This window comes from Agrobacterium sp. ICMP 6402 (genome assembly GCF_009498615.1).
Taxonomy (GTDB): Bacteria; Pseudomonadota; Alphaproteobacteria; order Rhizobiales; family Rhizobiaceae; genus Agrobacterium; species Agrobacterium burrii.
Map to the genome: position 1 here is coordinate 1003954 of NZ_QSNV01000001.1, position 21163 is coordinate 1025116.

Consider the following 21163-nt stretch of genomic DNA (forward strand, 5'->3'; position numbering starts at 1 on the left):
TAAGACGTTAAGGGAACTATACGTGTCAAATTGAATTGCGGGCAACTGCTGGATTGGCCTAGTGCCAAATGGAGCAGACGGTCGAAGGGATGGAGATGGTAGGAACTTTAAAGGCAAGAACGGGTGTTTCCGGGTTGGACGATATTCTCGGAGGAGGCCTGTCCAAAGGCCACGTGTTCCTTCTCGAAGGCAACCCTGGAACGGGAAAAACAACGATTGCCCTGCAGTTCCTACGTGATGGCGCAGCGGACGGAGAACGAGGTCTCTACATTACCATGTCCGAAACCGACAAAGAATTGCGAGAAGGGGCAGACTCGCATGGAATGGAAATTCCCGACCTCATCGACGTCTTCGAACTTGTGCCGCCGGAAAGCCTGTTCGACGCTGAACATCAGCAAAGCCTTCTTTATTCGGCAGATCTTGAGCTCGGCGAGACGACGAAGCTGATTTTCGAAGCTCGTCGGCTTCCAGGGCATTCTGCGCGGCATACCCCATTTTGTTGGTGAGCAGAAAACCATGCTCGACATCGGAGGCGATTCCGATTCCTGACCGTGACGGTATCGCCCTCATCTACGCCCCTAACGGTCGTGACAGTATTGTCGCAGCGTCCATGCTGCTTGAGCGGGGGATTGCCTCCCAACCGATGGCAAACCTTGAGGCCTTGGCCGAGCGCCTTGGAGAAAATGTCCTTTTTGTCGTCGTTGTGGAGGAGGTCCTTCGCTTCAGCAATCTCGGTCCTATCAACGCCTGGGTTGACATCCCAGCCGGGCTGGTCGGATCTCCCGTTTATGGTCCTGACACACAAAGGAGCGGGACCGGATAGGAACCCTGCTGCCGCAAGGGTTGCCCAGGCACTTGGAAACGTCTCCTTTCTTGAACGACCGTTCCATCCGACAACCTTCATCAGCGTCGTCGAATCCGCAGGCAAAAACCGTCGGCGGCAACTCGAAGCTCGTAACCGCATTGTCGAGCTACGCGAAAGCGAGCTTAACCTCAAGACTGCGTTGCTCGCCGGAAATCTTGGTACATGGAGCCTCGACCTTTCGAGTTGGGTGCTTGGCTCCTCGCCAGAGTTTCGTCAAATATTCGGCCGTTGCGCAAACAAGGAGCTGACTTACGATGAACTGACGGCATCCGTGCATCCCGATGACAGGCAAGGCCGTGAAGAAGGTCCTCGACGCAGCCTCGATGCAGGCGAAGACTACGTTGCCGAATACCGTGTTATCTGGCCGGATCACAGCATGCATTGGGCGGAAGTTCGCGGCCGTCTTGTCCATGATCAGCGTGGCAAGCCCCAGCGTCTTATCGGTGTCGGTTCGGACATCACATCCCGCAAACATGCCGAGGCGGCGTTACGGTCTATGAACGAAACGCTGGAGCGGCGGGTGGAGGAACGAACCGAGGCGCTGAAGGCGCAGATAGCCCAGCGCCAGGACACCGAGCAGAAGTTGCTTCAATCTCAAAAACTGGAGGCGATTGGCCAGTTGCTAAGGCCGAGCTGTTCGGCAGCTTGGACAACGCTCAGGCGTCCGTCACGGATCTTCTTGATAAGTTCGAGGCGATGCAATTCTTTCTGCGACATGGTGATCATAAAGGACATGACGACTCCGACCGCTCCTGACCGAAGTCAGGCTGAACATCGTCGCATCCTTGCTCCCAACGTTGACATTGACCAGCGACGTCATGCGAGGAGAGTGTCGCATTTCTATCCGGCCCAAGTGTCGCACTACTAAATGGGCGCCACATACAATAATCGCATAAGATAGATTATGGAACGTCAGAGCGGTTTCGTTGCTGTTGCTTTTTGCGCCCAAACCGCATTTTCCACGGCTGTGGAAAACTCGGCACCCTGCGGTTTGAAGTGTTGCTTCGGTGCGAACCGATGGCATGGTTGCGTTCATTGAAGAACGCGAGTCACCATGCCGATCATCAATATAAGAGATGCAACGCTACCGCCATCCGCACTCGGACTTGTCAGTATACCAGCGGCGCATCCAGCGCGACCGCGAGGACATCAAGAAGATGGCCGAGAGTGATGTCGGAAGAATGTGTCTTGTCGATCGCGTTCATGTGGGTTATCCATATATCCAATAGTTCAAGGATTATTGAATAGTGGAAGAACGTCAAGCCCTCTCTTCATTCGCCGCACTCTCGCAGGAAACGCGCCTTGCCATCGTTCGAGCGCTGGTTGTCGCTGGTCCCGAGGGGCTAGCCGCTGGCGTGATCGCCGAACGCATGGGCGTCTCGGCGACGAATGTGTCGTTCCATCTCAAGGAACTGGAGCGATCAGGTCTCATATCTCAGCGGCGGGTATCGCGTTCAATCCTCTACAGCGCCAACTACGAAGCTCTCGCCGATCTTGTGAAATTCCTGATGGAAGACTGCTGTGCCGGACATCCAGTGATCCGGGAAAATGTCGAGCGAAACGATGGATGCTGCAATCTGGCTGAAACCTTGACTGACGGGGATAACGTCATTGCATAATTCGAAAGTACCTGCGGGCATTGTCTCTGCGCTTGGCCTGACGCAGATCATCGGTTACGGCACTCTCTACTACAGCTTCAGTATCCTCGCATCTGGCATGGCGAAGGATCTCGGCCTTACGCTGGCCGAGATATTTGGCATCTTCTCAGCTTCCCTGCTTATCGGCGGCTTATCCGCAATGTATATCGGTAAACAGATGGACCGTATCGGCGCTGCGACGGTCATGACGGTCGGCTCGGCCCTGGCCGCATTTACCCTGGCAATCTGTGCGTGGTCGCCATCCGTTGCTGTCTTTGCGTTCGCCATCATCCTGCTCGAGATATCGTCCGGCATGGTGCAGTATCAAGCCGCATTCGCAACGCTGGTCGAAAGCGAACCCCGATCAGCATCCCGCAGCATCACCTATTTGACCTTGATCGGCGGTTTCGCCTCGACCATCTTCTGGCCGATCTCGGCAGCACTTGCTGCGTATCTGTCGTGGCGCGAGATCTATCTCGTCTTCGCGGGATTGAATCTCTTTCTGTGCATGCCGCTTCATTACTGGATCATGCGCGTCGCGAAAACAGAAGTTAACGCTGATTCCACGATCCGAACGCGTGAGACGGTGATCGGGACGCTTCCTGCCCATGCGCGCCGGCGCAGCATGATGCTCGTTTCGTTTGCCTTTGCCATGCTGGGCTTTACTCTCTCTGCCATGCTCGCGCATATGGTTCCAATGCTCGGGTCGATCGGGCTTGGCGCTGCTGCGGTGGTGATCGGATCGCTCTTCGGCCCAGCCCAGGTGCTGAGCCGACTGATCAACATGGTGTTTGGTAAAAGCCTTTTGCCGCCGGCGCTTGCAGCGCTTTCCGCAATCCTCATCGTCGCCGGGGTGTTCATCTTGATGATGACAGGTGACTGGTTGCCGGGAGCGGTTGCCTTCGCGATCTGCCTTGGTCTCGGTTCCGGCATCAACAGTATCGCGCAGGGAAGCCTGCCGCTCTATCTGTTTGGCTCCGACGGTTATGGAGCGATTACGGGCAAGATGGCCGCCGCGCGATTGGCAGTGAGTGCCGCCGCGCCATTCGTCTTTGCCGCAGCGATGGAGAATGTCGGCATCAGTTTTGCGCTCGCTGCCAACGCCTGTCTCGGGGCGATCAGCATTGCCGCATTCGTTGCTGTGGCGACCTCCTCACGGCAAACCGCCACAGCAATGGCCTGAACCTTCAGATCGACTTCAACGAAACACGCTTCTCGAGTTCGTCCGCCTCTTCCTTGCGTTCGCTATAGCGGTCGGTCAGGTAGCCAGACGCGTTACGGGTAAGCATGGTGAACTTCACCAGTTCCTCGCAGACATCCACCACCCGGTCGTAATAGGATGACGACTTCATCCGGCCATTGGCGTCGAACTCCTGATAGGCTCTGGCGACCGAGGACTGGTTGGGAATGGTGATCATCCGCATCCATCGCCCGAGGATCCGCATCTGGTTCACGGCGTTGAAGGACTGGCTGCCACCGGAAACCTCCATGACGGCGAGCGTCTTGCCCTGTGTCGGGCGGACCGATCCAACCGAAAGAGGAATCCAGTCGATCTGCGACTTCATGATGCCGGTCATCGCGCCGTGGCGCTCCGGGCTGACCCAGACCTGCCCCTCTGACCATTGCGAAAGTTCACGCAATTCATGCACCTTCGGGTGACTGACAGGCGCTTCGTCGGGCAAAGGCAGGCCTTTCGGATCGAATATCCGAACCTCGCATCCAAGCCGTTCCAGCAGCCTTCCCGCTTCGAACGCCAACAAACGGCTGTAGGACACCTCGCGAAGCGAACCGTAGAGGATCAGAATGCGGGGCTTATGTGTCGAGAAGGCCGGGCGGAGATCGTCGAGATCAATCGCGTGCAAGTGCTGGCCCTTGAGGGCGGGGAATGTCTCAGACAATGCGCTTTCCTTCTTCGTCGAGAACCTGTTCGCCGTCCTCCTTGGTGAAAGGCCCTTTGAAGGCATCCGCAGGAAGGATGTCGAGAACGACTTCAGAGGGGCGTGACAGCCGCGTTCCCATTGGAGTGATAACGAACGGCCGGTTGATCAGGATCGGCGTCGCGATCATGGCGTCGAGCAACTGGTCGTCGGTCAGGTCCGGATTGTCGAGACCGAGTTCGGCATAAGGTGTACCCTTCTCGCGGATCGCCTGACGGACGGTCAGTCCGGCGTCGGCGATCATCTGGACGAGTTGCTCGCGGCTCGGTGGGTTCTTCAGATATTCAATGACGGTTGGCTCTATGCCGGCGTGCTGGATGAGCTCGAGCGAATTCCGTGATGTGCCGCAGGCCGGGTTATGATAAATGGTGACGTCCACGTTCAGTTCCTTTCGGTGATGGTGGTTCGGGAAACTGCAGGCGATGCCTCGTACCAATCTTTCGAACGGTTCACGATCCAGACAACCGACAGCATGACCGGAACCTCGATGAGGACGCCGACAACGGTTGCCAGTGCCGCGCCCGACTGAAAGCCGAACAGGCTGATGGCGGCCGCGACCGCAAGTTCGAAGAAGTTGCTGGCACCAATCAGCGCCGAAGGCCCGGCGACGCAGTGGCGTTCACCTGTCATCCGGTTCAGAAGGTAGGCAAGTCCGGAGTTCAGATAGACCTGGATGAGGATCGGAACCGCCAGAAGCGCAATGATGGTCGGTTGTGCAATGATCTGCTCGCCCTGGAAGGCAAAGAGCAGCACAAGGGTTGCAAGCAGAGCCACGAGCGACATCGGCTGAAGTTTGGCAAGCAAGCCGTCGAGCGCACGGGTTGTTCCGTCAGCAGTCAGGCGGCTTCGCACCAATTGCGCGATGATGACTGGCACGACGATATAGAGAGCGACGGACAAGGTGAGTGTCGCCCATGGCACAGTGATCGCCGAAAGACCCAGCAGCAGACCAACGATGGGCGCGAAGGCCAGGATCATGATCGCGTCGTTGAGTGCGACCTGCGAGAGCGTGAACAGCGGTTCGCCGCGTGTCAGGTTGCTCCAAACGAACACCATGGCCGTGCAAGGTGCTGCGGCGAGAATGATCAGCCCGGCGATGTAGGAGTCGATCTGGTCTGCCGGAAGGTATGGCCGAAACAGCCAACCGACAAAGAGCCAGCCCAGCAACGCCATCGAGAACGGCTTCACTGCCCAATTGATGAACAGGGTGACACCGATCCCGCGCCAGTATGACCCAACCTTCGCCAGCGATCGAAAATCGATCTTCAGCAACATTGGAATGATCATCAACCAGATCAGGATCGCGACCGGGATATTCACTTTGGCGATCTCGGCGGCTCCGACTACCTGGAACAGACCTGGCATGACGTGACCCAAGGCCACGCCGACGGCGATGCAGAGGAAGACCCAAACGGTCAGATATCGTTCAAACGTGGACATCAGGCTGTCTTTCCTTCGGGGTTGGTGGTCCCTTCCAGCATACCGATCTGCCGGAGCCTCGTTTGGAGCGCCATGCGATCGATCGATTCCAGGGGAAGACTAAGGAATGCCACGATACGATTCTTCAGGAAGCGTGCCGCTTGAGCAAAGGCACGCTGGATCTCCACTTCGGAGCCAATAACGGCTGCCGGATCTTCAACACCCCAATGGGCAGTCATCGGGTGACCGATCCAGACCGGGCAAGCTTCACCGGCAGCGCTGTCGCAGACGGTGAAGATGAAATCCATCCGCGGTGCGTCCGATTCGGCGAATACATCCCAGCTCTTCGACGAGAAACCTGTCGACGGATAACCAAGCGCACTCAGTTCCTTCAGTGCGTGAGGATTGACCTCACCCTTTGGCTGGCTGCCGGCTGAATAGGCCTTGAACCGTCCAGCACCTTCCTTGTTCAGAATGGATTCGGCGAGGATAGAGCGAGCGGAATTACCCGTGCACAGGAAGAGCACGTTGTAGGTCTTGTCAGTCATGGTCGTGATCCGTAGTTAGGCCGGAGGCCTGTTGAGCTTCATGATGGTCGCCGACGATGGGCAGAGCCCCGATAGCTGTTGGGTCGAAAGGACTGCTTCTGGAATGTTGTCGCGCGCCACTTCAGAGAAACCGAGATTAGAGAAGAACGGCGCCGCGGTCGTGGTCGCAAGATAAACGTCGCCACTGCAATCGAGGCTTTGCAAGGTTGCCTCAACAATCGCTTGGCCGAGGCCATTGCCGCGATGCTCTGGAAGCACCACCACCGACCGCAGCAGCAAATCGTAGGCGCAGAGTTCGATACCGGAATACCCGCCGGTCTGGCCTTCATCCGAAATAGCCTTGAAGAAGGTTCGGCCTTCTTCTTCGATGTCTTCTGCCGGAAGATGCGCAGCAACAAGCGCGCTCCGAAAACCCGGATCGCTGCCTTGCACTTCGGTCAACAGGATCGAATTCAACATGGCTTCGCCTCCGGAGCGCAGCATGGCATGAGTTCTGCGATGAGTGGCGCGCAAAGTTCTGTCGAGCCGCCGCAGCAATCCTTCAGCAGGAAAAGTGTCAGATCGCGCAGACCGTCGAGATCAGCGCGGTAAATGATAGATCGGCTCTGCCGCTCACTCTTGACTAGTCCCGCTCTTGAGAGGGTTGCAAGGTGTGCCGACATGGTGTTCTGAGGGACATCAAGCAGTCGGGCGAGTTCACCCGCCGGAACTCCATCAGGTTCATGCCGCACAAGTAGACGGAACGTCTCGAGTCGAGTGTTCTGGGCCAAGGCCGCGAGGGCCGTTACCGCAATGTTGTTTTCCATGTATCCAGATTAATGGATATAATGATGCTGTCAATAGGGCTGCTACCCCTTAGTCACCCTATATCTCATCGGTGAACATCTTCATGTCGAAGGGTTCCGGGTTCGGTCCCAAAATACCCGCGACTTCATCTTGTAGTTTCCCCACCATGTCCCTTAGTGGTGAAGATTGCTCCGCGCAGACAGGTTCAAGTTTAAAGGCGCTGCAGTCGGCGTCAATTAAGTCCTTAGTAGTTTCACCCATTGTAACAGATCCTTTAGCTCAGCCAACCAGCGTCACCCCCTAAGTATCGCATACATTCGCACCCAAGCACTCGATATGGGATGTCGTATTGAGATCGGCTTGTCCGTCTCTCCCATATTCGCGAACAGGACTGCCGTTGGCAAGGATACTCTCTTTGGCGTGGAGACCGTCGTCATCGTAGGCGATCCGGAAGTTCTGCGGCGCACGATAGAAAAGCCACCACGGGCCCTTGAACGAGACACGGCCAAGGCCCCTCCTCCGAAAGATGCTGGAGCGTTGCGGGACATCATCACTGTGGCAGGTTCGGACATCGAGAATCCTTAGGGCGGCGTTATAGTTCGCGGAACCTATCGGGCAATGCGTCGAGCGTCGAGTGAAGATTCCGTCACTCAAACGTCACGATCAAAAAGCAACAGACCGGTGTTCTTGCGGGCGCAACAGCGTTGCCAAGTGTAGTGAAATCGCGGCTCTTCAAAAGCAACAAAGGGGGCGGAAGCAGCGGTGCAACACCCTTTTGTCGGAAGAAAGCGCTGCTTCCCCTGCCAACAAGGGGGAATACTTCACTCACTCATCCAGCTTCAAAGCCGAAACCGCACTCTTTGGAACTAAATGCCATATCAGAAGTGCTGCGTTTAGCGACATATGACCTCTATCAGGCATAGAGTCGACACATCGTCCGGCTTCGGACGAAAACAAGCGGCGTCAGATTAATTGCGTTCTGCGATCGTTGCGGCGCGGGCCAAAGCATCCGCGAGATCGTTACCTTCTATACCGGAATGTCCCTTGCACCACTCTATGGTCACGTTTGGATTACCAAGGAGCAAACGATCCACATTCCGCCACAGGGCTTCATCCGGCATTTGCCGCTTCCGCGCTCGCGAATTGGGGTTGATGCGTTTCCAGCCGTTGGTTCGCCAAATTTTGCACCAGCGATGGCAACCCTCGACAACATGAGCGGAGTCCGTCCAAAGAATGGCTGTCCGGCCAGAAGCGTGGGCATCCAGCCATAAAAGTGCATTCATGACTGCCATGACTTCAAACGAATTATTTGTAGGCCCGATTTCCATCCCACGCGCAGAATGGAGTTGTTGCCCGGTTTCAAACACGACGAATGCCCAACTCCCCGATATTGCAACGGGGTCGTAGGAACCATCCGCGTAGATTTTGAGTGGAACAGTCATCGGGCTCGTTTCCTCGCGTCAAAGCCGCTTCAAAAAAAGACAGCTTTTAAGTCATTTCTGTAGATGGCGTGTACCACCGTCCTCTCCGAGGTAGAACCACCCGTTCTTTGGATTCGGGCAGAAAGCGCCAGCAGAGCCGGTCGCTCCCGGCCTTAGTGAGAGACATGGCCTCCGCGCTTCATGTCACGAAGCGCGAGGAACACGGCCACTGCCAGTACAGCAATCATCGTGCCCGTGATAATCAGAACCGATCCGTGCGCCTGACTGAAGGCGTTGCGTGCCGCCATCCGTATCGTCTCGCCCTCATCTCCACCCAACCGCGCTGCCGCCGTCATCGCCTCACCGATGGATCCGCCCGCTTCTGCGGCTGGCGAAAACGAGCGCGAAACTGCGGAAAAATAGATCGAGTTCACAAGCACTCCGAAAAAGGTGATCCCGATGCCCCCGCCAAGTTCGTAGCCGGTGCCTTCCAGGGCACCTGCGGCGCCCGCCTTGTCCGCGGGCGCGCTTCCCATGATGGCGATGGACGATGCCAGAAGACCGATGCCGAGGCAAAGGCCAAGCATCGCCAGAAGCCCCGCAGTTATCGGCGGCGAAGCGATCAGATCGATGGATGCGAGACCGAACAGTGCAGCTGCCGCCCCCGCCATCGACAGGGTTGCGATGGGTCGAAGACCGAATCGGTTCGCCAGGTTGCCACCGAGTGGACCACCCACGGCCGCCGCGATGACGAGCGGCAGCATGAACAGACCCGCATCGAGCGGCGACATGCCGAGCACGTATTGGAGTTCCTGCGCAAGCACCAGTTCAAATCCTGCCAATGCGCCGGAGGCGACAAACGCCATCAGCATCCCCGCAGCAATCGCTGGTTTGAGGAAGAGCGACAGGTCAAGCATCGGATTGCGCGACGAGACCTGTAGCCTGCCAAACCAGCCGAGCAGAATTATTCCCGCACTCAGCGATGCAGCGACCATACCGTTGATGCCGCCTTTCATTCCGGTCTTGATGCCATAAACGGTGAGAACCAGGCCTGCGACCAGCAACGCCGCCTGCCCGATGTTCCAGGCTCCGAGACCTGTGCCACCCCTCTTCGGAACAAGGAACCAGACAAGGGTAATGACGACAGCCAACACCGGGAGATTGACGAGGAAGACCGATCCCCACCAGAAGTGCTCAAGCAGGATGCCTCCGACAAGCGGACCGATCGCGGCGCCCGCCATGCCGACCACACTCCACAGACCGAGCGCCCTCGCCCGCTCGCCATCATCCTCGAATGTCGTGCGAATGATGGCAAGGACGCATGGCATGATCATCGAAGCGCCAACGCCAAGCACCGCACGGGAACCGATCAACATCGCCGGCGACGTCGAAAAGGCGGCCGCAGCCGATGCTACGCCAAACACGACAAGTCCGGTCAGAAGCATCCGCCGGTAGCCCATGCGGTCTGCAAGCGTCCCCATCGGCACCAGCAGACCGGCCATGACAAGCGCATAGATGTCGATAATCCAAAGCACTTCGGTGCCGGAAGCACCAAGAGCGATTGTCAGTGAAGGCACTGCGATATGGAGAATGGTGAGGTCGAGCACGACGGGCAGAAAGGCCATCATGACGGCCGAAAGAATAAGCCAGCGATTGGCGGAAGACATGCGATACACCTGCAATACGAATTTTTTATCAGAACGATCGTTTCACTATTGCATTAATACACGATCGTTCGTAAAACAATCAAGTGACAAATTGGAGACTAACGTGGGTCGTATTCGCAGGATTCAGAAAGACGACATCTTGGATGCCGCCGAGCGCGTGGTGTTGAAGCTCGGCGCCGCCGGGCTTTCAATCGATGCCGTCGCCCAGGACGCTGGTGTCAGCAAGTCGACGGTCGTTTACGATCACAAGTCGAAGAGCGCGTTGCTAGAGGCTCTGATCGACCGCCGTCTCTCCCAGGAACTGGAGCGACAGGCAAAATCCGTCGAAGATGCTGCCGATACCCCTCACCCCGAGCTTTTCGGGCGGATCAAGCTTGCCGAACGTGTTGTGGATGATACCGAACGCGCGGTCGCCATGGCGATCAGCGCCTCCGTTTCTTCCGAGGAGAAGCTTCAGCAGCAGATGCGTGACTGGACGCGGGCAGACCTCAAGGCCATGGCCGATGGTGCCCGTCCCGAGGCGGCGCTGATGGCTTACCTCTCCCTGTCGGGCTTCTATTTCACCGAACTCTTCGGCTTCCACCAGTGGAGCCAGGATGATCAAGCCAGAATTCTCGAAGGTGTGCGAACAATCTATACGTCCTTTCCCGAGAAGTAATCGTCGCCCGTAGGGCCAGTAACAGCCGATCCAAGGAAAAAATATGTACCGCTGCAGCCGACTGCCGCGCCTGAAGGCGTGCCTTATTGCAACCTCGCTTTTCGCTCTGACGGCGACGACCGCCTTTGCCCAGGAGGGCGGGGAGATGCCACCCGCCGCCGTTGGCGTCATCGATCTCAAGGCGCATCCGATCCCGGTTATCAGCGAGCTTCCGGGCCGCGTGGCCGCTACCCGCACATCCGAAGTGCGCGCCCGCGTGTCCGGCATCTTGCAGGAGCGCGTTTTCGAACAGGGCGCGCTCGTGAAAGAAGGTGACGTCCTTTATCGGATCGATCCCCGTCTCTTCAAAGTCCGGGTTACCAGCGCCGAGGCAACACTCCGCCGGGCAGAAGCCACGCGCGACAATGCCAGGGTCCAGCTCGAACGCCAGAGGACGCTGCGGGAACGCAACGTTGCCAGCGGGATCGACTATGACACCGCGGCCGTCAACCTTGCTCAGGCAGAGGCCGATGTGGCGCTTCAGCAGGCGGCTGTCGAGGAAGCAAAGATCAATCTCGAATATACCGAGGTTCGTGCTCCGATCACAGGCATCATCGGTGGCGCTCTCGTCACCGAAGGTGCGCTTGTGACCGCGGACGGTACATCGAACCTAGCGCTGATTCAGCAGATCAATCCTGTCTATGCCGACTTCACCCAGTCCGCGCAGGATCTTCTGGCGCTACGTCGCGCCGTTAACGACGGCAAGCTGGTAAGCCCTGCCCCCGGACAGGCAAGCGTAGAGCTTATTTTCGATGGCGGTGATGTCTATGGCGGGAAAGGCAAACTGCTGTTTTCCAGCGCCAACGTCGACTCCACAACCGGTCAGGTGACATTGCGTGCCGAGTTTCCCAACCCCAACGGCGATCTTTTGCCCGGCATGTATGTGCGCGTGCGCATCGAGCAGGCCGTCCGTCAGGGTGCGATCACCATTCCCCAGCGTTCCGTGCTGAGAACCCAGGACGGCAAGGCGCAGGTCTACGTCGTCGAGGCTGACGACACAGCAAAGCTCCGTGATGTCCAGCTTGGACAGGCACTTGGCCAGGAATGGGTGGTCGAGAACGGCCTCAAGGAGGGTGAGAAGGTCGTGGTCGACGGTGTGCAGAAGGTTCAGCCGGACACCAAGGTCGCTCCCGAGGTCTGGTCGGCGGACGAACACAAGCAATCCGGCGGCGCAGTTTCCGCCACCTCGGGAAATTCAAGGTAACATCATGGCACAGTTCTTTATTAGCAGGCCGATCCTTGCCTGGGTCTTCGCCCTGTTCATTTCCATAGCGGGCATCATTGCCCTGCCCTTTCTGCCGATTGCGCAATATCCCAAGGTTGCGCCGCCGCAGCTCACCATTTCCACCTCCTATCCCGGTGCTTCACCGCAGGAAATCTATCAGGGTGTGACGCGCCTGATCGAAGAGGAACTGAACGGCGTCGCCAACATGATGTATTTCGAATCGACGTCGGACACATCAGGCGCCGTCAGCATCAACGCCACCTTCGAGGCCGGCACCAACATCGATCAGGCATCGGTCAATGTACAGAACGCCATCCGGCGCATTGAATCCCGCCTTCCGTCCGCGGTCACCTCGCAGGGCGTCAACGTCGAAGAAGCCGCATCGGGCTTCCTGATGATGATCACGCTGACGTCCACCGACGGTCGCATGGACGAGGTCGCACTTGGTGATTATCTGAACCGAAACGTTCTTGGTGAAATCCGCCGTCTTGATGGCGTCGGTCGCGCCCAGATGTTCGCGGCCCAGCGCGCCATGCGCGTCTGGATAGACCCGGACAAGATGGTCGGCCTCAATCTGACGGCAGCAGACATCAATGCCGCCATAACCGCCCAGAATGCCCAGGTTGCTGCCGGCCAGATTGGCGCCGCCCCAAACCCGGTATCACAGGATCTGACCGCCACGGTTCTCGTGCAGGGCCAGCTTTCCGACCCCAGGGCGTTCGGCGAGATCATCCTGCGCGCAAATCCCGATGGCAGCGCCGTCCTTCTCAAGGATGTCGCCAGGATCGAACTCGGCGCGGAGAACTACAACTTCACCAGCCGCCTGAACGGGCAACCGAGTGCTGCGGTCGGTATCCAGCTTTCCTCGACGGGCAATGCGGTCGCAACTTCGAACGCCGTCAAGGCGAAGATGGACGAGCTGTCGCAGTTTTTCCCCCAAGGGGTTGAATACGCCACGCCATACGACACCAGCCCATTCGTCTCGGCCTCTATCGAGAAGGTGCTGAGCACGCTGATCGAAGCCGTCGTGCTCGTCTTCGTCGTGATGTTCGTGTTCCTGCAGAACTTCCGTTACACCATCATCCCGACCCTGGTCGTTCCCGTTGCGCTGTTAGGCACATGCGCCATCATGTTCGCGACCGGTTTCTCCATCAACGTGCTGACCATGTTCGCCATGGTTCTCGCCATCGGCATTCTCGTCGATGATGCCATCGTCGTGGTGGAGAACGTCGAACGCATCATGGCTGAGGAAGGCCTTTCACCCAAGGCCGCAACCCGCAAGGCGATGGGGCAGATTACCGGCGCGATCCTCGGGATCACCCTTGTCCTCGCATGCGTCTTCATCCCGATGGCTTTCTTCCCGGGTTCGACCGGCATCATCTATCGCCAGTTCTCGCTGACGATGGTCGTCTCGATCGGCTTCTCCGCTTTCCTGGCGCTATCGCTTACCCCGGCGCTCTGCGCCACTTTCCTGAAGCCGATTGCCAAGGGGCATCACGAGAAAAAGGGGCTGGCCGGCTGGTTCAACCGCAATTTTGACGGTCTGACAAACCGCTACGTCAAGGTGACCAACGGCATGGCAAAGCGCGCCGGTCGGATGATGGTGATCTATCTCGCCCTCGTCGTTGGTCTTGGCTATCTCTTCATCAACCTCCCCTCGGCATTCGTGCCTGCGGAAGACCAGGGAACATTGCTGGTCGACATCCAGGGACCGCCGGAAGCCAGCGCCAATCGTACACAGGCGTCGGTCAGGCAGATCGAAGAAATCCTGAAAGCGGAGTCCGGCGTCAAGGATGTCATTGCGATTCAGGGATTCAGTTTTTCGGGTAGCGGCGCCAACGCCGCGCTGATGTTCGTCACTCTCAAGGACTGGAGTGAACGTGATACCTACAACTCGGCGCAAGCCATTGCAGACCGCGTTAACATGTCCCTGTTCGGCCTTAAGGATGCGACCAGTTTTGCCCTTTCTCCCCCGGCTATCGAAGGTTTCGGCGCCACAGGCGGCTTCGCATTCCGCCTTCAGGACCGCAATGGGGTTGGCCAGGCAGCCCTGTCTGCTGCGGGAGCCGAATTGATGCAAAAGGCGGGCCAGAGTCCGGTGCTGACTGGCATGCGTGTGGAAGGCCTTCCGGATGCGGCGCAGGTTCTGCTGGTGATCGACCGCGAAAAGGCGAACACGTTCGGTGTGACCTTCTCCGACATCAACAACACAATCACTGCCAACCTCGGATCGTCCTATATCAACGACTTCCCGAACGCCGGCCGCATGCAGCGCGTCATCGTGCAGGCCAAGGATCAGAGCCGTCTTCAGGTCGAGGATCTGCTCAAGCTGAACGTTCGCAATGCCAGTGGCGGCATGGTTCCACTGTCGTCTTTTGCAATTGCACAGTGGCAGAAAGGTTCGCCGCAGATTGTTGGTTACAACGGCTATCCGACGATACGCATCTCGGGTGAACCTGCTCCCGGCAACTCATCGGGCGCGGCCATCGCGGAGATGGAACGTCTGGCGGGCGAAATGCCTGAGGGCATCGGCTTCGAGTGGACGGGTCAGTCGCTGGAGGAAATCAAGTCCGGTTCACAGGCGCCTTTCCTGTTCGGCATCAGCCTTCTCTTCGTTTTCCTGCTTCTCGCAGGTCTCTACGAAAGCTGGTCGATCCCGTTCTCGGTCATGCTCGTGGTGCCGCTCGGTGTCATCGGTTGCGTGCTTGCGGTCATGCTCGCCGGAATGCCAAACGACATCTATTTCAAGGTGGGCCTGATCGCGATCATCGGCCTGTCGGCAAAGAACGCGATCCTGATCATCGAATTCGCCAAGGATAATTATGCCGAGGGCAAGCCATTGCTGGAATCGGCGATCGAGGCTGCGAAACTTCGCTTCCGCCCGATCATCATGACCTCACTCGCCTTCACGCTCGGCGTCGTACCTCTGGCAATCGCGTCCGGTGCCAGCGCCGCCAGCCAGAACGCCATCGGCACGGCTGTTTTGGGCGGCATGATCGCGGCGACAGTCTTTGGCGTGTTCTTCGTCCCGGCCTTCTTCGTCTTCGTGCTGAAACTGTTCAGAACCAAGCGGCCGGAGACGGACGGTGCCGAAGCGGGATCGCAGGCAACACCAATCGTTCACGGCTCGCACCCGTAACCCCCAAACCGGTTCGGGCTGCGCCTCCCGGACTGCGAAGCTCCACCCTCATTTGTCCCCCGGGGGTGGAGCTGACTGTTCCCACCGAGTGAGGATCCCATCTTGCATCGTCAGTCAGGATACGAGCCTGCCGTGTCACCGCTCGAAGACAATGAAGTTTTCCCATGCGCGGATGCGCAGCAGTATCTTACGGATGAGCGCGAACTCCGGCCAGTGATCCGTGTAGATCGCAACTTCGGCTGTCGCTCCACCCGGAAGCTCGAAAGCCGAGAGGTCATCGATCGGCTCGAGAACAGCGATCACACGACCGGAGCCAAATGGTGCCTTTGGCGTAAGAAGGGTACCTGAGGGGTTCGAGTTAGCCTTCCGCCATGAACTTCAGCACGGTCTGAACTTTCGCCCCGAAGACTCGCCCGGGCACGCCGGCGAACGGCAAAGTGGGATTGAAGGTCACCTGGTAGCCGGCTCACACACGCCAAGTATGTGGCCGTCAAGGCTCTCCATTAATGAATGGGCTCAGAAGCAGGCGGAGGTCGGTCAAGTCGAAGCGCATTCGTTCCCTCCAGTCCGGACCCTTCGGATAATCCGAAGGGTTTCCTTGTATCTTCCGCATTGTGCGAAGTCACGGATAATGATCATTGTCGCCGTAGTTTAAAATTATTATATGTATCAATACATAAAGACATTTTTCCAATCTAATATTACAGCTCTCCAGACGCCTCCCGACGTCTCAATTCCAGCTCTTCGCTATAGCGCCTGAGCGTATGGCTTTCGGTGAGTAGACCAACCGGGCGGTTCTCTATCTTGTCATTAACAACGACCAGCGCTTCGCTTTCCGTGGCATCGAAGGCTGCCGCCGCCTGTCGCGCATTCATTGTCGGCAGCAGCACGTCGTTCTTGTATTGCAAATAGGTCTCAAGGCTGATCTTGCTCGGATCACGATCCATCGGGTCGGCATAAATTTCCGGCACGAGAACGATGCCGGCATAACGCCCGTCATCATGGGTCATGATCACCCGCTGCGTCGAACCGAGCGGGAACTTCTCCTTGAAGGCCGGAAGCCCCATGCTGACATTGGCCTTACGAATATCGGCGCGCATCATCTTGCCGACCGTCAGGTCGCGGATCCAGCCAATATCGTGGGCGCTGCGAATACTCTCTCCGCGCAGGTGAAAACGCCAGGTGGCGAAGGAATAACCGAAGGTCGTGCGCACCACCAGCGAGGTGGTGATGACGGCAGCGAGCACCAGAGCGGTGATCTGGAAGTCACCCGTCAGTTCCAGCGCCAGGAACGTCATCGTCAAAGGGCCACCGATGATGGCGGCGGCAAAGGCGCTCATACCGATCACGGCATAAACGATCGGAGCTGTCGAGCCATACCCGATATAGGGCGCGCAAAGCGCGAAAACTTTACCCAGAAGCGAACCCATGAACAGCGAGGCGAAAAACAGGCCGCCGCGAAAATTGGAACCGATGGAAATGGCGCTGGCCGCCGCTTTCAGCAGGAAGAGCCCGACCAGCCCGTAAATCGTCAGTTCGGCATCAATATTGAGATGCAGCGCGCCATGGCCGCTCGACAGGACCTGCGGTGAAATCAACGCAAGCGCGCCGACCGCCACCCCACCCATGGCCGGACGCAGCCAGCTTGGAATGGCGCTTTTGCGGGCCGTCTCCTCGATGAAGGAAACCGTCTGCATCAGCACGATGCCGATCGCCGCACACACGACACCAAGAAAGATGGCGGGCACATAATCCGCAGGCGTCACACGGCTGGCATCGACAATATCGATCGACAGGCCATGACCGCCGATAATCCCGATGACGGTGGTGGCCACCAATGCGGAGACGATGAGCGGCGCAAGCGTCACGACGGTATAGGTGCCGATGATGAGCTCGATGGCGTAAAACGCCCCGGTCAGAGGCGCATTGAAGGCCGCCGCAATCGCACCCGCAGCACCGCAGCCCACGAGGATGCGCATGTCCCCTCGCCGCAGTTTCAGCTTGATGCCGATCTTCGAGGCCACGCCGCTGGCGATCTGCGTATAACCCGCCTCAAGCCCGACGGACGCGCCGAAACCGTTCGAGACGATGTTCTGCACGCAGACGATGATGCTGTCCGTCAGCGACAGGCGGCCGCCATGCAGGGCATTGGCCTCGATCGGGTCGACCATCGGTTTCTTGCGGGTCTTTGAAAGAATGAAGATGATCAGGCCAAGCAAGATGCCGCCGACGATCGGTCCGGCAAGCACGACAGGGCCTGAGAGGTCGCTGCTGCTCAGCCGCTCGGTACCGAAGACCAACACATGCAGGGCCGTGCTCAACGCGCCGATCAGCGCCACCAGAAGACCCGCTGCAATGCCGATGAGAGCGGCAAGAGCGACCAGCCCCAGTTCGCCGCGCCGGAACATCGCCCGCAACCGGCTGGCGCGCAGATTGTCGAAGAAGCTCGCCATACTGGGTGCACGGAAAGGCCGGGTCGACATGCTGTTCCTTCTCAGGCGACGTCAAAGCGCGACGCGCCTGTACTAGTGTTTCAAAGCACGTCTCTTCCCCAAAACCGGAGACCGATTTTGCGAGACCTGCTCAGGGCGCTTCGAACTCGACTTCGAAACGCATCTGGTCGTAAGCCGGTTCGACATGATCCGGCGTTTCACGCATGACCGTCTCATAATCGAGCGGAATATGCATATGGGTCAAGATCGCCCGTTTGGGTGCAAATCTTTCGATCCAGCCAAGCGCCTGTTCCAGCGAAAGATGGCTGGGGTGGTAACGGTGCTGCAGCGCGTCGATGACGAGAATATCAAGGCCCGCAAGCTTGGGCACGCTTTCGGCCGGAAAATCACTGACGTCGGTGCAATAGGCAACGTCACCGATGCGAAAGCCGAGCGAATGCACGTCGCCATGCTGCTGCATATGCACGTTGAAAGGTATCGGCCCACCTGCCCCGTCGATAATCACCGGCGCGTCGATGTCGGCGATGATCCGTGGCTCTACGATTGGCGGATAACTGCTGCCCGGCGGTGTTTCCAGGCAATAGGCGAAACCGTCCCATATGCGCGCCATGGTGACAGGATCGGCATAGATTGGAATGCAGTTTTGCTGGATGGCGAAATAGATGCGCAGATCGTCGATGCCATGCAGGTGATCGGCATGGGCGTGGGTGTAGAGAACCGCATCGACGGACTCCACCTTGGCGGAAATCATCTGCTCGCGAAAATCCGGACCTGTATCGACAACGACGGTGGTCTTGCCGCCATCCGGTGCGATCTGCTCCACCATGAAGGCCGTGCGCGTGCGCCGGTTCTTCGGGTTTTCGGGGTCGCAGGCACCCCAGTCGCCGTTGATGCGCGGCACACCGGGCGAAGACGCGCATCCGAGAACCGTGAAGCGACGACGGTAGATTGCCACGCTACACCCTTGTCATCTTCGAAAAGCAGCGGAAAGCATTTTCGGTGGTGATTTCGGCCATGCGCTCGAAAGAAACACCATGCGCCTCGGCCAGAACTTCCGCCGTATTGACCACATAGGAAGGTTCGTTGCGTTTTCCCCGCCAGCGCTTCGGGGCAAGATAGGGCGCATCGGTTTCGACAAGCAGCCGGTCAAGCGGCACGGTGGCGGCGATATCGCGAATATCCTGCGATTTCGGGAAGGTGAGAATGCCCGAAAACGAAACATAGCCACCAAGCTCGACACCGGTTGTCGCCAGTTCAGGACCAGCGGAGAAGCAGTGAAGGATGAAGGGAAAGGCGCCCTTGTCGCTTTCCGAACGCAAAATAGCAGCCATGTCGTCGTCAGCGCTGCGGCTGTGGATGACGAGCGGCAGCTTCGTCCGTCTTGCCGCTTCGATATGGCGAATGAAGCCGGTCTTCTGGTCTTCCGGCTTCTGCGTATCGTAGAAATAATCCAGTCCCGCCTCGCCGATCGCCACGATTTTGTCGTGGCTCTCCGCCAGCCGCACCAGATCGTCAGCCGAGATATCCAGTTCCTCGGCTGCGCTGTTGGGATGTGTGCCGACCGAGCAGAAAACCGACGGGTATTTCTCCGTGATCTTCAAAAGCTCGGGCAGACGGCGCACCCGGGTCGAGATCGTCACCATCTGGCTGACACCGGAAGCATGCGCACGGGCGATGATATCGTCGCGCTCCGCCTCGAAATCGGGAAAATCCAGATGGCAATGGGTATCGATCAGCATCGGTCTCGCCTTCACGCTTCCGGTGCGACGTAACGCGGGAAGACCGGCTTCGGTGCTTCAAGCGGCGTGCCCGGAACCAGACGACCGGCCTCGCCAAGGGCCGCAAAATCGCGTTTGTCAGCGGCAGCAGCAACGAGATCGAGCAACTTGTCGCAGGATTCCGGCATGAAAGGCTGAAGGAGAATGCCGATCTGGCGCACCACCTCCGCCGTGACGTAAAGCACGGTGCCCATGCGCTCGGGATCGGTTTTCTTCAGAGCCCATGGCTCCTGCGAGGCGAAATAACGGTCTGTTTCCGAGACGACCGCGATGATGGCCGCGAGCGCACGGTGAATGAGCTGCTTGCCCATTTCCTCGCGGCAGATCGCCAGCAGGCCGTCGGCGGAGGCGAGCATGGCCTTGTCTTCTTCGTTGAACGCGCCGGGCGTCGGGATCTGGCCGTCACAATTCTTGACGATCATCGACAGCGAACGGCTGGCAAGATTGCCGATGCCATTGGCGAGATCGGCATTGATGCGGGTGGCGATGCCCTCTTCGCTGTAGCTGCCATCCTGACCGAAGGAGACTTCGCGCATGAAGAAATAACGGATCGGATCGAGACCGAAGTGAGCAACCAGATTGACGGGGTCGACGACGTTGCCGAGCGACTTCGACATCTTCTCGCCCTTGTTGAGCAGGAAGCCGTGGGCGAAAACGCGCTTGGGCAGTGGCAGCCCGGCGCTCATCAGGAAGGCCGGCCAATAGACCGCGTGGAAGCGGATGATGTCTTTGCCGATGATATGCACGTCGGCCGGCCAATATTTCGCACGCGGACCGTCTTTGTCTTCGATGTAGCCCGTGGCGGTAATGTAGTTGGTCAAGGCATCGACCCAGACATACATGACGTGCTTGGGGTCGTTTGGAACCTTGATGCCCCAGTCAAAGGTGGTGCGGGAAATCGACAGGTCTTTCAGACCGGATTTGACGAAGGAGATGATCTCGTTACGGCGCTCGGCCGGACCGATGAAGTCAGGGTTCTCTTCGTAGAGCTTCAGCAGCTTGTCCTGATATTCGGAGAGCTTGAAGAAGTAGCTTTCCTCCTCCACCCATTCGACCGGTGTGCCCTGCGGACCGTAACGAACGCCATCAGCGCGCACTTCCGTCTCGTCTTCGCCGTAATAGGCCTCATCGCGCACGGAATACCAGCCGGCATAGCTATCCTTGTAGATGTCGCCGCTATCGGCCATCAGGTTCCAGATATTGCGCGAGGTCTCGTGGTGACGCTCTTCCGTTGTGCGGATGAAATCGTCATTCGAGGCGTTGAGCAGCTTGCCCATTGCGCGGAACTGGTCGGAATTGCGCTGCGCCAGCTCTTCCGGCGAAATGCCCTCCGCCCGCGCCGTCTGCTGCATCTTCTGGCCATGTTCGTCGGTGCCGGTCAGGAAGAAAACATCCATCCCATCCAGGCGCTGGAAACGTGCCATGGCGTCCGTCGCAATCAGCTCATAGGCATGGCCAATATGCGGCTTGCCGTTGGGATAGGAGATCGCGGTGGTGATGTAGAATGGTGTCTTGTCTGTCATGACGGTCTATCGACTTTACAGGCTGTTTTTTGGATAGACCGCTCTTAAACCATTGTTCGCAACAGCGA

Annotated in this window: 19 protein-coding genes and 2 pseudogenes; 7 read left to right on the forward strand and 14 right to left on the reverse strand. The window is 58.1% G+C overall.

All coding sequences use genetic code 11. The features are described from left to right. Positions 1 to 89: 89 nt before the first annotated feature. The 4 genes and pseudogenes from DXT96_RS05010 to arsK form a co-directional block, all read left to right on the forward strand. Positions 90 to 458, forward strand: a pseudogene (locus DXT96_RS05010) (ATPase domain-containing protein); the annotation flags it as partial. 330 nt (positions 459 to 788) lie between these two features. Beyond that, positions 789 to 1343: pseudogene (locus DXT96_RS27130) on the forward strand (PAS domain-containing protein); the annotation flags it as partial. A gap of 769 nt (positions 1344 to 2112) precedes the next feature. After that, entirely contained in the window at positions 2113 to 2484 is a 372-nt protein-coding gene (locus DXT96_RS05020; RefSeq protein WP_174372613.1) for a helix-turn-helix transcriptional regulator, read from the forward strand. Beyond that, complete coding sequence (arsK, locus tag DXT96_RS05025; RefSeq protein ID WP_153513690.1) at positions 2477 to 3685, forward strand: arsenite efflux MFS transporter ArsK; 1209 nt, start codon at positions 2477 to 2479, stop codon at positions 3683 to 3685. The genes DXT96_RS05020 and arsK overlap by 8 nt, the downstream gene beginning before the upstream one ends. A gap of 4 nt (positions 3686 to 3689) precedes the next feature. Here the strand turns inward: arsK and arsH are convergent, their stop codons facing one another. From arsH to DXT96_RS05070, 9 genes are all read right to left on the reverse strand, one after another. After that, positions 3690 to 4466, reverse strand: coding sequence for an arsenical resistance protein ArsH (arsH, locus tag DXT96_RS05030; protein WP_236776533.1), 777 nt, complete (start codon positions 4464 to 4466; stop codon positions 3690 to 3692). Further along, positions 4393 to 4824 (reverse strand): arsenate reductase (glutaredoxin), encoded by a 432-nt coding sequence (gene arsC / locus DXT96_RS05035; RefSeq protein ID WP_153514199.1) that lies wholly within the window; start codon positions 4822 to 4824, stop codon positions 4393 to 4395. Before arsC ends, arsH begins: the two co-directional genes overlap by 74 nt. Next, on the reverse strand, positions 4821 to 5879 hold the full coding sequence (gene arsB / locus DXT96_RS05040) for an ACR3 family arsenite efflux transporter (protein WP_153513692.1): 1059 nt from the start codon (positions 5877 to 5879) through the stop codon (positions 4821 to 4823). The genes arsC and arsB overlap by 4 nt, the downstream gene beginning before the upstream one ends. Next, positions 5879 to 6406, reverse strand: coding sequence for an arsenate reductase ArsC (locus tag DXT96_RS05045; protein ID WP_153513693.1), 528 nt, complete (start codon positions 6404 to 6406; stop codon positions 5879 to 5881). The genes arsB and DXT96_RS05045 overlap by 1 nt, the downstream gene beginning before the upstream one ends. Positions 6407 to 6421: 15 nt before the next feature. Beyond that, entirely contained in the window at positions 6422 to 6865 is a 444-nt protein-coding gene (arsN2, locus tag DXT96_RS05050; RefSeq protein ID WP_153513694.1) for an arsenic resistance N-acetyltransferase ArsN2, read from the reverse strand. Further along, positions 6859 to 7212, reverse strand: a complete 354-nt coding sequence (locus tag DXT96_RS05055) for a helix-turn-helix transcriptional regulator (protein ID WP_153513695.1) — start codon at positions 7210 to 7212, stop codon at positions 6859 to 6861. Before DXT96_RS05055 ends, arsN2 begins: the two co-directional genes overlap by 7 nt. Positions 7213 to 7270: 58 nt before the next feature. Continuing rightward, the gene (locus DXT96_RS05060; protein WP_153513696.1) at positions 7271 to 7453 is read right to left on the reverse strand and encodes a hypothetical protein; all 183 of its coding nucleotides are present in this window, start codon (positions 7451 to 7453) and stop codon (positions 7271 to 7273) included. A 707-nt stretch (positions 7454 to 8160) separates the two neighbouring features. Continuing rightward, positions 8161 to 8634 carry an RNase H family protein gene (locus DXT96_RS05065; RefSeq protein ID WP_153513697.1) on the reverse strand — a complete coding sequence of 158 codons (474 nt, stop codon included), beginning with the start codon at positions 8632 to 8634 and terminating at the stop codon, positions 8161 to 8163. A gap of 152 nt (positions 8635 to 8786) precedes the next feature. Beyond that, complete coding sequence (locus tag DXT96_RS05070) at positions 8787 to 10280, reverse strand: MFS transporter (protein ID WP_153513698.1); 1494 nt, start codon at positions 10278 to 10280, stop codon at positions 8787 to 8789. Positions 10281 to 10383: 103 nt separating this feature from the next. Between DXT96_RS05070 and DXT96_RS05075 the strand changes: the two genes are divergently transcribed. The 3 genes from DXT96_RS05075 to DXT96_RS05085 are packed head-to-tail and all read left to right on the forward strand — an operon-like array spanning position 10384 to position 15341. Next, positions 10384 to 10938, forward strand: a complete 555-nt coding sequence (locus DXT96_RS05075) for a TetR/AcrR family transcriptional regulator (RefSeq protein WP_371418789.1) — start codon at positions 10384 to 10386, stop codon at positions 10936 to 10938. 43 nt (positions 10939 to 10981) lie between these two features. Beyond that, positions 10982 to 12181, forward strand: a complete 1200-nt coding sequence (locus DXT96_RS05080; RefSeq protein WP_153513699.1) for an efflux RND transporter periplasmic adaptor subunit — start codon at positions 10982 to 10984, stop codon at positions 12179 to 12181. A 4-nt stretch (positions 12182 to 12185) separates the two neighbouring features. Further along, the gene (locus DXT96_RS05085) at positions 12186 to 15341 is read left to right on the forward strand and encodes an efflux RND transporter permease subunit (protein ID WP_153513700.1); all 3156 of its coding nucleotides are present in this window, start codon (positions 12186 to 12188) and stop codon (positions 15339 to 15341) included. Between the two features lie 135 nt (positions 15342 to 15476). On the opposite strand, the gene DXT96_RS05090 is transcribed toward DXT96_RS05085, so the two are convergent. From DXT96_RS05090 to metG, 5 genes are all read right to left on the reverse strand, one after another. Next, positions 15477 to 15644: a hypothetical protein gene (locus DXT96_RS05090; RefSeq protein WP_153513701.1), complete on the reverse strand. Its 168-nt coding sequence runs from the start codon at positions 15642 to 15644 to the stop codon at positions 15477 to 15479. Positions 15645 to 16042: 398 nt separating this feature from the next. Continuing rightward, on the reverse strand, positions 16043 to 17824 hold the full coding sequence (locus tag DXT96_RS05095; RefSeq protein WP_153513702.1) for a chloride channel protein: 1782 nt from the start codon (positions 17822 to 17824) through the stop codon (positions 16043 to 16045). A gap of 100 nt (positions 17825 to 17924) precedes the next feature. Continuing rightward, positions 17925 to 18749: an MBL fold metallo-hydrolase gene (locus DXT96_RS05100; protein ID WP_371418790.1), complete on the reverse strand. Its 825-nt coding sequence runs from the start codon at positions 18747 to 18749 to the stop codon at positions 17925 to 17927. Position 18750: 1 nt separating this feature from the next. Next, positions 18751 to 19533 (reverse strand): TatD family hydrolase, encoded by a 783-nt coding sequence (locus DXT96_RS05105; protein WP_153513703.1) that lies wholly within the window; start codon positions 19531 to 19533, stop codon positions 18751 to 18753. 11 nt (positions 19534 to 19544) lie between these two features. Then, entirely contained in the window at positions 19545 to 21095 is a 1551-nt protein-coding gene (metG, locus tag DXT96_RS05110; RefSeq protein WP_153513704.1) for a methionine--tRNA ligase, read from the reverse strand. Positions 21096 to 21163: the final 68 nt, after the last annotated feature.

Coding starts and splice junctions, on each gene's coding strand:
- arsH (WP_236776533.1), bottom strand. CDS start 4,466: ATGCCTTCAAAGGGCCTTTCACCAAGGAGGACGGCGAACAGGTTCTCG.
- arsB (WP_153513692.1), bottom strand. CDS start 5,879: ATGTCCACGTTTGAACGATATCTGACCGTTTGGGTCTTCCTCTGCATC.
- DXT96_RS05045 (WP_153513693.1), bottom strand. CDS start 6,406: ATGACTGACAAGACCTACAACGTGCTCTTCCTGTGCACGGGTAATTCC.
- arsN2 (WP_153513694.1), bottom strand. CDS start 6,865: ATGTTGAATTCGATCCTGTTGACCGAAGTGCAAGGCAGCGATCCGGGT.
- DXT96_RS05055 (WP_153513695.1), bottom strand. CDS start 7,212: ATGGAAAACAACATTGCGGTAACGGCCCTCGCGGCCTTGGCCCAGAAC.
- DXT96_RS05060 (WP_153513696.1), bottom strand. CDS start 7,453: ATGGGTGAAACTACTAAGGACTTAATTGACGCCGACTGCAGCGCCTTT.
- DXT96_RS05065 (WP_153513697.1), bottom strand. CDS start 8,634: ATGACTGTTCCACTCAAAATCTACGCGGATGGTTCCTACGACCCCGTT.
- DXT96_RS05070 (WP_153513698.1), bottom strand. CDS start 10,280: ATGTCTTCCGCCAATCGCTGGCTTATTCTTTCGGCCGTCATGATGGCC.
- DXT96_RS05080 (WP_153513699.1), top strand. CDS start 10,982: ATGTACCGCTGCAGCCGACTGCCGCGCCTGAAGGCGTGCCTTATTGCA.
- DXT96_RS05085 (WP_153513700.1), top strand. CDS start 12,186: ATGGCACAGTTCTTTATTAGCAGGCCGATCCTTGCCTGGGTCTTCGCC.
- DXT96_RS05095 (WP_153513702.1), bottom strand. CDS start 17,824: ATGTCGACCCGGCCTTTCCGTGCACCCAGTATGGCGAGCTTCTTCGAC.
- DXT96_RS05105 (WP_153513703.1), bottom strand. CDS start 19,533: ATGCTGATCGATACCCATTGCCATCTGGATTTTCCCGATTTCGAGGCG.
- metG (WP_153513704.1), bottom strand. CDS start 21,095: ATGACAGACAAGACACCATTCTACATCACCACCGCGATCTCCTATCCC.